The sequence below is a fragment of the Epilithonimonas arachidiradicis genome (assembly GCF_003610695.1).
Taxonomy (GTDB): Bacteria; Bacteroidota; Bacteroidia; order Flavobacteriales; family Weeksellaceae; genus Epilithonimonas; species Epilithonimonas arachidiradicis.
Map to the genome: position 1 here is coordinate 102,572 of NZ_RAQH01000003.1, position 12,693 is coordinate 115,264.

Genomic DNA, 12,693 nt, shown 5'->3' on the forward strand with positions numbered 1-12,693 from the left:
TATTGGTTTGTAAATAATTATTAATATTCAAATTCAAAAAAATAAATAAAGTCTTATAAAAAAATGATACTTTTATGACCCTCTATTTAAAAATATCGATATGCTGAAAAAATACTTATTCGCGATCTTTGCCTTTCCTGCCATTCTATCTGCGCAAGCTCCAGAAGGCTACTATTCTGGAACAGAAAGCCTTTCTGGTTATGCTTTGAAGAGCAAACTTCACGATATCATCTCTACCAAAACTTACAATTATCATTATGATGATTTGAAAATTTTGTATGGACAGACAGATATTGATAGATATTATGATTACGATGCGAGTAATTCGACTTATTTATTAGATATTTATTCCAATAATCCTACTGGAACGACGGCTTATCATTATACATTGAGTAATATAATCAGCAGTGCCAATGCAGAAGGCCTGGGTTGGAACCGGGAGCATATGATGCCGCAAAGTTCATTCAATAGTGCATATCCGATGTATTCTGATTTGTTTTTTGTGGTTCCTACAGATGCGAGGATCAATCAGTTAAGAAGCAATTATCCTTATGGGAAAGCGGGCTCAACAACTTACTATAATTTCACAAATGGTTCAAAGCAGGCTTCCAACGGAACGCCTAATGCCACTTATACTGGAAGAGTTTACGAACCGATTGACGAGTTCAAAGGTGATATTGCCAGAAGTTTGCTTTATTATGCTGTGCGATATGAGGGGAAATTAGGCAGTTTCAATTTTACTACCAACGCCAATGACCCTACAAAAGACCAAAATCCTTTGGACGGAACGGAAGAAAAGGCTTATGAGAACTGGTATGTTGCAATGTTGCTTTCCTGGCATCAATTAGACCCTGTTTCTCAGCGAGAGATCGATAGAAATAATGCTGTTTTTAACCTTCAGAAAAACAGAAATCCTTTTATCGATCATCCGGAATGGGTTGGTTTGATTTGGAACCAGACGCCCGATAATATTGCGCCATCAGCACCATCTCAACTTTCTTTGGAAAGAAATTCGGCTTATTTTGTTAATCTAAACTGGCAGGCCAGTCCGGAAAATGATGTTTTGGGGTATAACATTTACCAAGATGGAGTTTTAGTCGCTAAATCTAAAGCTACAACAATTTCTATCGACCATTTAACGCCGGCTACAACATATAATTTTACAGTCAAAGCTTACGACAGTTCTTATCTGGAAAGTCCTCAAAGTAATACGATGAATGTGACTACGCTTACAACAGATGTTTTTGCAAAAGATTTACAAATCATAAAATATCTGGAGGGAACCGGTGACAACAAAGCTTACGAAATTGTCAACAAGACTGGTCACAAAGTCAACCTTCAGGGCTATAAATTGTCTATACAATTCAAAGGAACTGTATATTATTTCGAAAATCCTTTTGAACTGGAAGGCGAGGTAGAAAACAATCAAAGTTTTGTTGTTATTAATCCCAATGCAAACTTTAGTTGCTTCAATAATTCCAATGCGGCTTTTGTGACAGCTGCACCTTCTTTAACTTTTTCGGGAAGTAATTATGTGGATTTATCCTATAAGTCAACCACAATTGATGCAATTGGTGTCAAAGGTCAGGATAATTCTAATGCCAACAAATCGCTTTATAGAAAGTCAGAAATCACCAATCCAACGGCTACTTTTGATATGAATGAATGGTCAAGTTATGCGTCCGATTATTGTCAAGGCTTAGGCGTTTTGGGAATTAATGATATTGCGAATAGAACTTTCGATTTCAATATTTATCCAAATCCGGTTGGTAATCAGCTTAATGTCAATGGCGAAATCAGCAAAGCAAAATCGGCGAAGATTTATGACCTTTCCGGTAAGATGGTAAAAGAAATCAGTAACCCATTTGTTAATCAGAAATCAATTGACGTTCAGTCTTTACTTCCGAACACTTACATATTGAACATCGACGGAAAATCGGTGAAGTTTATTAAGAAGTAAATTCATTTTAGAATAAATTTAAAAAAGCATTTCAAATAAGAAATGCTTTTTATTTTTCAAGATTGTTAAGAGTAAGAATGTACTTATCAATATACAATTGCTTTTCTTTCGATTTGTATTGTTGGATAAATCTCGGGTGTTCCAGTATTTTTAATTCATCAAATAATTTTGCTTCGTGATTTAATTTCTGAATAAAATCTGCATTTTTCTTTCCCAAAACAAAAACTTTCGAAGTATCGATTCCTAAGCTGATGTGCTTTTTCAGAGAATCAATCATAAAATCTTTTACCATTTCGAAGAGTGTTCTATCATCGTAATAATTGGCGTTAATCCATTTATTTTCCTTGGTTTTTCTGATGATTGCTAAAGGAAAGGGAGAATTGATGTAAAATTTTTGATAGAAAAGTTTCGCACCTCCGAAAGCTTCAATCATATCATAAATAAAGACCGACGAAATCTCGTGCGTGTAAGCCGATTTCATTTCGATTCCACAAATATCTTTCAGCCGTTTCGTGTCGGTAAAAGGAACTCCAGTTACGCCAGCGCCGTGTCTGCTTGGATTAATTCCAATGATGAATTTTCTTACTTCCGAATCATTATAATATTTGTGATAAAATTGTTGCATAACATCCAAAGTTTCTGGATTATCTAAATAAGGATTCAAAACTCGGAATCCATCCGGAAGTAAACCGGAATATTTTAAATTGAGATTAAAATCGATTACTTTTTCGCCAAAAGTTTCTTTCATAAATTAGATTTAGCACCTTCTTTTTATCAAGATTAATACCTAACAAGTGTTTGTTAATCAATAATTATTACTGGATTTATAATTTTATAAAAAAGAAATATAAAATTCGTAAATTTGTGCATAAATCTAATAGTAAAAAGTTTAAATGGAAATTGCTTCGTGGCAAATTCTGTTTAAAAAAATGAAAGTAATTATGAGTCAAAAGAAAGAAATGCTTTACGAAGGTAAAGCTAAACAGGTTTTCGCTACCGATAAACCTGACGAAGTCGTTGTACGTTACAAAGATGATGCTACGGCTTTCAATGCACAAAAACGCGGACAGTTCGATAGAAAGGGCGAACTGAACAATGCGATCTCTACACTAATATTTGGGTATCTTATCGAAAACGGAATCCCTACGCATTTCATTTCAAAATTGGATGACAGAGAGCAATTGGTAAAAAAAGTGGACATTATTCCTTTGGAAATGGTTGTTCGTAATTACGTTGCGGGAAGTATGGCCCAGAGATTAGGCGTGGAAGAAGGATTGAAATCACCTGTCACTATCTTTGACCTTTGTTACAAAAAAGATGAATTGGGTGACCCGTTGATTAACGACCATCACGCTGTTTTCCTTGGTGCTGCAACCTATGAAGAACTGAATGAAATGTACGCTTTGACAGATAAGATTAATCAATTATTGATTGCTTTATTTGACAAAGCCAATGTTATTCTTGTAGATTTCAAAATCGAATTAGGAAAAACTTCTGATGGCAAAATTGTTTTAGCAGACGAGATTTCTCCAGACACTTGCAGGCTTTGGGACAAGGATACAATGAAAAAACTTGACAAAGACAGATTCCGAAGAGATTTGGGTGAAATTACAGAAGCTTATGTCGAGATTTACAATAGATTACAAATCGCTTTAGAAAAATAAAATCCGAGATTAAAAATAAAAATGGATTTAGAATTTCAAAAATATAGCCCATTACCGAAATACGCATTTCAAAATCGCTATGAGGAATTCGAAGAGGCCAAACATCTTTCAAGAGAAGAATTAGGAACTTATCCTTTCGACAAAATGGAAGAAGAATGTGGCGTTTTCGGATTACATTCTACAGAAACACAAGATACATTTTCGCTTTCGCAGTTTGGACTTTTTGCACTGCAGCATCGTGGTCAGGAAGCTTGCGGAATTGCTGTAGGGAACAATGGGAAAATACTTTCTGTAAAAGATGAAGGTCTGGTTTTAGACGTTTTCAAAACAATAGAAGAACCGGAAAAATTTATGGGCAGTACGGTGATCGGACATACGAGATATACGACCGCAGGAGATAAGAAAAAATATAATTTTCAGCCTTTTTTTGCCAAGAACGAATATGACCAAATTATTCTTTCCATCGCTCATAACGGAAACCTGACCAATGCAAAACAACTTCGAAGAGAATTAGAATATGAAGGCGTGGTTTTTCGTGCAACTTCCGACACCGAAGTCATTTTAAGATTAATTCAAAAAAATCTTGACCTTGGACTTCGTGGCGCAATCAAAGCGACTATGGAAAAAATCGAAGGTGCTTATTCTGTGGTTGGGATTACAAGAAACAAATTTTTTGCGTTCAGAGATTTCAACGGAATTCGACCTTTGGTTCTCGGTGCAATTGACGAAAACACATTTGTTGTAGCGTCTGAAAGTTGTGCACTGGATGGAGTAGGAGCGCAGTATGTACGTGATATTTTACCTGGCGAAATTGTTTATACAAGCGATAACGAAAAAGGTTTACAATCTTATTTGGTTAAGGAGGATTGTGTCAACAAGATTTGTGCTTTCGAATATATTTATTTCGCAAGACCAGATTCTACATTAGAAGGAATTAATGTTCATGAAGTTCGTGAAAAATCTGGGATGAAAATTTGGGAACAAGCGCCTGTTGATGCGGATATTGTGATTGGAGTTCCGGACTCCGGCGTTCCCGCTGCGATTGGTTTTTCCAAGGCTTCTGGCATTCCTTTCAGGCCGGTTTTGATTAAGAACCGTTATATTGGACGCTCGTTCATCATTCCGTCTCAGGAGATGAGAGAGCATTTTGTCAACCTGAAGCTCAATCCGATTATTTCTGAGATGAAGGACAAAAGAGTTGTGATAATCGATGATTCTATAGTCCGTGGAACCACTTCCAAGCGTCTCGTGAAAATACTGAAAAATGCTGGGGTGAAAGAAATCCATTTCAGAAGTGTATCGCCGCCAATCATTGCACCTTGCTTTTTAGGAATTGATACACCAACAAAGGATGACCTGATTTCTGCCAATATGACCAAAGATGAACTTAGAAAATATCTTGATGTTGACAGTTTAGAATTTCTAAGCGTAGATAATCTGGTTAATATTCTGGGTTCGCCTAATCACTGTTTCGGGTGTTTTACAGAAAAATATCCTGTGAAAAATCCAGATGAATTGGCTTTTGTTGACCAGGGGGATTAAATTTTTTGGCAGCTTGATCCGTCTGTAGTTTATCCTGAGCTTTTGCAGACAATTCAGATTAAAAGAACTGAGTACAAGCAAAAAAAGATTTCCTCTCAAGCCGGGCTACTAAAATTCGCTGATTGGATTGCGCGTGACAAAAATCAAGTTGATATAAATCAATTATATAAAACAAGACCGCCAAACAAATTATTTGTTTGGCGGTTTTATTGTTTCAAATAATTACTAAAAACAAAAAAACCCCAACCGAAGTTGGGGTAAAAACTAATAACCATGAAAACTCAAATTAAACATGAGAATCGAATTAATTGTAACAAATACTGTGCCAAAAAATTGACTCCTTTGAAAAAGAATTTCCGTTTGCAAATTTAAGTAAAAATTATTGTAAATTTGCAACCTCTTAAACAAATAATAAAAAAATGTCAGGAAAAATCACATTTACCATGATTAAGCCAGATGCAGTTGCAGATGGACATATTGGTGCGATTCTTGGGAAAATCAGCGAAGCTGGTTTTAAAATCAAAGCGTTGAAACTAACTCAGCTTACTGTTGCTGATGCTAAAAAATTCTACGAAGTACACGCTGAAAGACCTTTCTACGGAGAGTTGGTTGACTTTATGTCTTCCGGACCAATCGTAGCTGCAGTTCTTGAGAAAGACAATGCAGTAGAAGATTTCAGAACTGTAATTGGGGCTACAAACCCTGCTGAAGCGGCTGAAGGGACTATCAGAAAACTTTTTGCAAGAAGCATCGGGGAAAATGCAGTGCACGGTTCTGACTCTGACGAGAATGCTCTTATCGAAGCTCAATTTCATTTTTCAGGAAGAGAGATTTTCTAATTTTCCTGAAAGACTAATATAAAAATAGGCTATCATAACTGATAGCCTTATTTTTTGTGATAATTTGTAAATAGCCCCGATGGGAACGGCATCCTTTTTTGTCTTTTCTGATAATTTTCTTTCGATGACAAAATGTCTAAGACAAAAAAGATATAGTGGACAGCGGGATTAAGCTCCTAAAAAAATTAAATTTTCAATAGTTCAATGGTCTTCTCCGGATTTTCTGAAGAGAAAACGGCATTTCCTGCTACCAAAACGTCTGCGCCAGCTTCGAAAAGTTTGGAAGCGTTGTCTAAATTTACGCCGCCATCTATTTGGATTAACGCTGTAGAATTGTTGCTTAAAATCAAATCTTTGGTTTCGCTGATTTTTTTGTACGTATTCTGAATGAATTTTTGCCCTCCAAAACCCGGATTAACGCTCATCAGCAAGACAAGATCTACATCTGCAATAATGTCTTCCAACATCAGAACAGGTGTTGCCGGATTGAGAACTACACCTGCTTTTGCGCCTTTGTCCTGAATCTGATGAATGGTTCTATGAAGATGTGTACAAGCTTCAAAATGTACGGAAACCAGGTCTGCACCGTAATCTATAAACTCTTCCACGTACTTTTCCGGTTCCACAATCATAAGGTGAACATCCACAAATTTTTTAGCGTGCTGCTGAACAGTTTTCATCACTGGAAATCCGAAAGAAATATTTGGGACAAAACGTCCGTCCATCACATCTACATGAACCCAGTCTGCCTGAGAGTTGTTTAGCATCTCGATATCTCTCTGTAGATTTCCAAAATCCGAAGACAACAGGGAAGGTGCTATGAGTTTGTTTTTCATTTTACAATTTTTATTTAAAATATTTTTTGCCAACTTCTTCCGAACAATCGTTTCCAGTATCTAAAATCAATTTCCATTTGCCGGCGTTGTCTTTTTTCCAGATGCTGATATAATGGGAATAACTTATTTTTGCTTTCCCTTCATCATCTACCGTTATTTTCCCAATTCCATACGTGTACCCCAGATCTCCGGATTCTGATACTTCGGCTTTTAAAGGAACCCATTCTAGAGATTTTAAGCCAGCGTAGCCATTCAGAATTTTCACTCTATCAGTCAATACATCTTTATTAAAAGGAAATGCTGTGGGATTATCGGAAAGATATTCATCAAATGCAATTCTGATCCCTTTTTCGGTAGATAATCTTGCCAAAGTTTTATCTGTTTCCAGAAGGTCGGTCTCAGTTTTAGATTGTGAGAATACTGACAAAAATGAAATCAAAGATAATGCGATCAAAAATTTTTTCATTGTTTAATGATATTTCAGTTTCATTGTTGGTTGGATTTTCAGAAGACTTTCGTAAATCAATTGGATAACATTGGCAACATCTTTTTTTGAAACCATTTCCACCGTGGTGTGCATATACCGCAATGGCAGAGAAATCAAAGCACTTGGAACGCCACCGTTGGAATGAGCAAAAGCATCGGTGTCCGTTCCTGTTGCACGGCTGGCAGCGGCTCTTTGGAAAGGGATCTCTTTTCCTTTTGCTGTATCGATAATCAATTCGCGAATAGTGTGATGAACACTTGGTGCGAAGAAAATCACCGGCCCGTCGCCGCATTTTTGGTCGCCTTCTTTTTTCTTTTCAATCATTGGTGTGGTTGTGTCGTGTGTCACATCTGTCACAATGGCGATATTTGGCTTGATGGTGTCAGCAATCATATCGGCGCCATAAAGTCCGACTTCTTCCTGAACCGAGTTAGTAATGTATAATCCGAAAGGTATTTCCTTTTTATTTTCTTTCAGAAGCCTGGCTACTTCCGCAATCATAAAACCACCAATTCTGTTATCCAATGCCCGGCAAACAAAATATCTGTCATTCAGTTCAAAAAACTCATCAGGATAAGTGATCATACAACCGACAAAAATTCCTAATTCTTCTACTTCTTTTTTGGAAGTAGCGCCACAATCGATAAATATATTTTCAATTTTAGGTGTTGGCTCATTTTGATTGGCGCTTCTTGTATGGATTGCCGGCCAGCCGAAGACGCCTTTTACAATGCCTTTTTCTCCGTGGATATTCACGACTTTGGAAGGAGCGATTGTTTGGTCGGAGCCACCGTTTCTTATGACGTAGATTAAGCCGTCATCTGTAATATAATTAACGTACCAGGAAATCTCGTCTGCGTGCGCTTCTATTACAACTTTGAATTCTGCTTCCGGGTTGATGATTCCATAAGCTGTTCCATAGTGATCAACCTCAATCTTGTCGACATATGGTTTGATGTAATCCATCCAGATTTTTTGTCCGTTATGTTCATAGCCGGTTGGTGAAGCTGTATTTAAATATTGTTCTAAGAACTTAAGTGATTTCTTTTCGAATTTCATACAGGAAAGGAATGATTTTTGATATTAAATTTTGTTAATTATTTATGAGAGTAAAAGTAATGATTTTTGGTAAATTGATTCCGATTCTTTTTCTGTTTGTTGGTGTATTTTGTTTTTCGCAACAAGATACTTTGCAGATAAAATCCTTTGATGATATCCCTCAAAGCAAGCTTCAAAAAGATGAATATGGAAATGAATATTATTATGATGAAGCCCAAAAAGCAAAAATCTATAAAATAAACGGAGAGCAGGTTATTGTGATGGATGAATTGACATTGAGAGCTAACCCACACTTTAATAATCAACTCGATAGAAATTTTTATTTCTTCCTTAATAAAAAACTGAATCGCGTCTATCCATTGTTCCTAGATGCATTAGAACAATATCGTGATATCCAAAAGGAGAGTGCTAATCTGAAAGGTTCCGAAAGAAGCCGATATATGAGACAAAGGCAAACTGAATTGGCTGCGAGTTACGAAAAACAATTGCGTGCACTTACGACTACAGAAGGTCAGGTTTTTGCAAAACTAATGAACAGAGCCACAGGAAAAACTGTATATGAAATCATCAAGGAATTGCGGGGTGGTTGGAGTGCTTTTTGGTGGAATGTTAAAGGTAATGTTGCTGATGTGAGTCTGAAAACGCCTTACGATCCTCACAAATATAGAGATGACTTATTTATAGAGTCGCTTTTGCAATCCAACTGGAATCTTGGTTATCTTAAACCCTATCCAGGAGCAAGTGAATACAAAGTCAATAAATAATAAAAAAGCATTACAAAAAGTAATGCTTTTTTTATTCTGAATAGATATTTACAATTCTGTTATAAGATAATTCTGATATTTCGATTTATCAAAACTAAAAATGGATGGTGACAGAGTTTGGTTTTCTTTATAATTGTTGATTGTAATAACAGCAAGATCATTATTGTTTGATAATTGTTCCAGTTTGATTAGCTTTTTTTGCGGTGTATTGATGTAAAGCGTGACATTTTTTAAGCCATTATTTTTGATCGGCGTCATTTTTATAACGTCTACAGGAATTCCGCTGATGTTTTTCTTACCAGAATAAGTGACATTATATTCATTTTTATAAGAATCCAGATAGCTTAACGGGGAAAAATGAGTCTGATTTTCATTAGGCTTTGAAATGGTAATTTCTTTGTCTTCATCATTGATATTATAAACTTTGTTACCGTCAAATATCTGTTCGATACCCATAATCTTAAGTTTATATTTCGTATTGTCCGAATAAAAAATTCCGGTTTGGGTTTGGGTTACTTTTGATGCGCCCGTTCCGTATGAAAATTTGAAGTAAGAATTTTTCTTGCTTTTGTAACTTTTGGTAATATCATCTAAAATGGTTTTCGATTTGGTATCGATACTTTGGGAATGAGCAATAAAACTGCTTCCCACAAATGTTAAAGTCAAAAATGCCTTTAAATAATTTTTCATTTATTAATTAGATTAAATTTTTAACAAAGTTACTTTTTCAATATTGATGCCAACGCCAAAGAAATAATAAAGTTTTGTTAAGATTGGATATAAAAAAGCTTTCTCAAAAATGAGAAAGCTTTTTATGTAAGGAGTAATTAATTTATTCTACAATTAATTTTTCTGCGTTAGATTTACCATTTTCAGTAATAACAACAAGGTATGTTCCTCTGGTTAATCCTTTTGTTGAAATGGAGTCTGAACTGTTTTTCTTTCTTTCAAGAGATTTAACCAGTTTTCCATTCAAATCAAGAATTTCGACTTTAACAGTGGTATTACCAACAGTTGGTGCTGTTTTGATGAAGAATTCACCTTTTGCAGGGTTTGGATAGATTCCGAATGCTTTGTTTTTGGCTATATCTTCTGTTGCAAGAATACAAGCTTCAGGAACATCGAAATTTTCTACTTGATCGGTAATACTGCTGGCGGTTCCCGCAGAAGCGTTAACACCAAGGCCTCTTCTTGCAAAAACATTCCAAATTAAACAGTTATCTGCGCCGCCTGCCAGTTGATCAGCTTGAAGGATTGCGTCACGACCAGATACGAAGTTAGGATTACATGGTTGTAATTTGAGACCATCCATCACTAGTTGTAATGTTTTTGCACTACCTGAGTTCGGATCAGCGGTTACATCGTAATTGTAACCGTATTTTTCAGCCATTTTCCAATGAAGATCCCATAGCATCGTTGCCCAAATCTGTCCAACAGCGTGTGGCTGCCCTCCTGTAGTGTTAGTGTCTCCATATGTAAAAGGATTAGCAGACATATCTGTGGTATAACGGTAACTTCTAATGCCTAAAGCCGTAGGCGCTGTATTTACAGAGTAAGTTGCAATTCCTCTTCCTGTAGTAGCGGTGTAACTAGGTGTGTTTGTAAGCATTAATGCAAAAAAATCAGACCACCCTTCGCCCATTTGTTCTAAGTTGGTTAAGCAACTGTAGCCTTGGCCGGTTAATCTGTTGGAGACACCATGGCCATATTCGTGTATCATTACTCCATTATCAAAACTTGAATTTTTATAACCAACCGCAAGATCTTTGAGGTTAACATTTACAGCTCTTCCTGCTGTAAGTTCCGCAGTTATGAAATCTCCTTCATCTTTTGGAATCATAATGGATGGGATAGAGACGTTAGTCACATTGGAAACGTTCATGTCAGTAACACTATTAGATGTTGTTCTATGGACAATCATTCCAATTGCGCCAGCATCTTGTACAGTCTTTGCTTTGATGTTGTAGCCGCAACCTGTTGTGTTAACCATTGCGATTTTGCCAGTAAGACTGCCCGCTGTCAAAGCAGTACAACCACTTGCAACGGAAGGTATTATAATATCTCCAGTTATTCCCGTTTCCATTAATGGTCTTCCGAAATTTGCAGCTCCGGTATTTACCGTTGGTCTGGTCGCTAATGTTGGGTCGGTATAGAATAATCTTTTTTTAACAGGAACGCTGTAATTCCACAGGTACATCTGCATTCTTGGAGCTTGAGTCGTGTAAGAACCGTTGCCGTTAAGAATTTCGTAACCAGAAGCAAAGTTTGCATTATTGTATCCACTTCCATCAAAAGCCTCTGCTCTTACTGCGTCATTACCGGCACCACCTTTTCCAAAGTTATTGCTTTGAAAGTTTCTAGTGGACTCGGTAAAACCAAATTTATACATAATATCATGAATCATGTTATTAGCATAAAAAAGATTGGTTACAGCAGAAGCGCGGTTATCATATGCACTTAATGATGCTGACTCTTCAAATGGGAAATCAAAAGTAAGGCTTCCTGTTGTTGTGCTAACAGGGGAAAATCCTGCCGTATTGCTCGCGTTATTATCTACATAAGCTAAGACATTGTTGCCATAAGTGTTGGAAAAATTAGATGTCCCATTAGAATGCCATCCTTCTGGAGAAGCAGTTAAATCCCACGGGTTAGTTACGATGGCTCTTGAACCGAAGGTTGGTGCCTCTACCGGAAAAGGAAATACGTTGTAAGAAGCATCAGTTGCTGCTTTAGTCTGATTCTTTTTTGTAACAGAAGTGTTGAAATGCGTTAAAAGATGATTAGATGTTGAATCTGTATCGCCTGCAAAATGATTGTCTTCAAATTTACATTCATCAATCATATTATTCTTTTCCAGGATTTCCCCATCCGTAAGACTTACAAGGATTCCGTAAAATTTATTTTCTTTAGTTTGATTGATAAAAAATAATTGGGCAGGAATCAAACTGTTATTTCTTTCAAAATAAAAACGGATACTTGCTACTTGGTTATCAGGAAGATTAATAAGATCACCATTCTTCTCATCTAAAAGTTCAAAACCTGTATCTTTTATATCCACAGATCTTAAGGCTGTTGATAACGCTTCTGTTTTGTCTATCTTATCAGCAATAATACTATTGTTTCCTATTTGTCGGAAGTTATTATTTAACGAAAGCACTTTACCATCCCTGATAACTGCTTTTGCCAAAGATTTATAGATTGGGGTGTTGTTATAGTATTGCTGAATATTTACAATTTCTGCGTTTAAGCTACCGGATTTATCTTCGTTCTGAATTTTAAAATCTGCACCAGACTTGTTTTTGAAGGAAACATCTGTATTAATGAAATTTCTGATAATTTTTTCATTGGACTGGGCATTTAGATTAGCGAACAAAAAGAAAACGCCAATCCCAACTGACTTAGAGAGTTGATTTATTTTCATATTAAATTTATTATTTACTTAAATTAAAAGATTAGCAAAAATATTTAAAATATTCTTATTTAGTGAATAAAATACAAATAAAATTCGAATATTTTAATTAATGACAAAAATTTAACTTAAT

11 protein-coding genes are annotated in these 12,693 nt (G+C 36.0%); 5 read left to right on the forward strand and 6 right to left on the reverse strand.

Annotated features, from left to right (window positions below; translation table 11 throughout):
• The first annotated feature begins 100 nt into the window (after positions 1–100).
• Positions 101–1,960 carry an endonuclease gene (locus BXY58_RS06340; RefSeq protein WP_120212983.1) on the forward strand — a complete coding sequence of 620 codons (1,860 nt, stop codon included), beginning with the start codon at positions 101–103 and terminating at the stop codon, positions 1,958–1,960.
• Between the two features lie 49 nt (positions 1,961–2,009).
• Here the strand turns inward: BXY58_RS06340 and BXY58_RS06345 are convergent, their stop codons facing one another.
• The gene (locus BXY58_RS06345) at positions 2,010–2,708 is read right to left on the reverse strand and encodes an SMUG2 DNA glycosylase family protein (RefSeq protein WP_120212984.1); all 699 of its coding nucleotides are present in this window, start codon (positions 2,706–2,708) and stop codon (positions 2,010–2,012) included.
• A gap of 193 nt (positions 2,709–2,901) precedes the next feature.
• Here BXY58_RS06345 and purC point away from each other — a divergent pair, with 193 nt between their 5' ends.
• The 3 genes from purC to BXY58_RS06365 all read left to right on the forward strand — a co-directional run bounded on the left by purC (position 2,902) and on the right by BXY58_RS06365 (position 6,005).
• Positions 2,902–3,624, forward strand: a complete 723-nt coding sequence (gene purC / locus BXY58_RS06350) for a phosphoribosylaminoimidazolesuccinocarboxamide synthase (RefSeq protein WP_120213254.1) — start codon at positions 2,902–2,904, stop codon at positions 3,622–3,624.
• Between the two features lie 21 nt (positions 3,625–3,645).
• On the forward strand, positions 3,646–5,166 hold the full coding sequence (gene purF / locus BXY58_RS06355; RefSeq protein ID WP_120212985.1) for an amidophosphoribosyltransferase: 1,521 nt from the start codon (positions 3,646–3,648) through the stop codon (positions 5,164–5,166).
• Positions 5,167–5,585: 419 nt separating this feature from the next.
• Positions 5,586–6,005: a nucleoside-diphosphate kinase gene (locus BXY58_RS06365; RefSeq protein WP_076783823.1), complete on the forward strand. Its 420-nt coding sequence runs from the start codon at positions 5,586–5,588 to the stop codon at positions 6,003–6,005.
• Positions 6,006–6,190: 185 nt separating this feature from the next.
• Here BXY58_RS06365 and rpe read toward each other — a convergent pair whose 3' ends face one another.
• From rpe to chrP, 3 genes are read right to left on the reverse strand one after another with little or no spacing between them, the layout of a single operon-like run.
• The gene (gene rpe, locus BXY58_RS06370) at positions 6,191–6,841 is read right to left on the reverse strand and encodes a ribulose-phosphate 3-epimerase (RefSeq protein ID WP_120213255.1); all 651 of its coding nucleotides are present in this window, start codon (positions 6,839–6,841) and stop codon (positions 6,191–6,193) included.
• Between the two features lie 10 nt (positions 6,842–6,851).
• Positions 6,852–7,307 carry a nuclear transport factor 2 family protein gene (locus BXY58_RS06375; protein WP_120212987.1) on the reverse strand — a complete coding sequence of 152 codons (456 nt, stop codon included), beginning with the start codon at positions 7,305–7,307 and terminating at the stop codon, positions 6,852–6,854.
• A gap of 3 nt (positions 7,308–7,310) precedes the next feature.
• Positions 7,311–8,387 (reverse strand): chryseobasin maturation metalloprotease ChrP, encoded by a 1,077-nt coding sequence (gene chrP / locus BXY58_RS06380; RefSeq protein WP_120212988.1) that lies wholly within the window; start codon positions 8,385–8,387, stop codon positions 7,311–7,313.
• Positions 8,388–8,431: 44 nt separating this feature from the next.
• Here chrP and BXY58_RS06385 point away from each other — a divergent pair, with 44 nt between their 5' ends.
• Complete coding sequence (locus BXY58_RS06385) at positions 8,432–9,151, forward strand: DUF4294 domain-containing protein (protein ID WP_371868397.1); 720 nt, start codon at positions 8,432–8,434, stop codon at positions 9,149–9,151.
• Between the two features lie 48 nt (positions 9,152–9,199).
• On the opposite strand, the gene lolA1 is transcribed toward BXY58_RS06385, so the two are convergent.
• Both lolA1 and BXY58_RS06395 read right to left on the reverse strand, forming a co-directional pair.
• Positions 9,200–9,841, reverse strand: a complete 642-nt coding sequence (lolA1, locus tag BXY58_RS06390; protein WP_120212989.1) for an outer membrane lipoprotein periplasmic chaperone LolA1 — start codon at positions 9,839–9,841, stop codon at positions 9,200–9,202.
• 142 nt (positions 9,842–9,983) lie between these two features.
• Complete coding sequence (locus BXY58_RS06395; RefSeq protein WP_120212990.1) at positions 9,984–12,572, reverse strand: T9SS-dependent M36 family metallopeptidase; 2,589 nt, start codon at positions 12,570–12,572, stop codon at positions 9,984–9,986.
• Between the last annotated feature and the right edge of the window lie 121 nt (positions 12,573–12,693).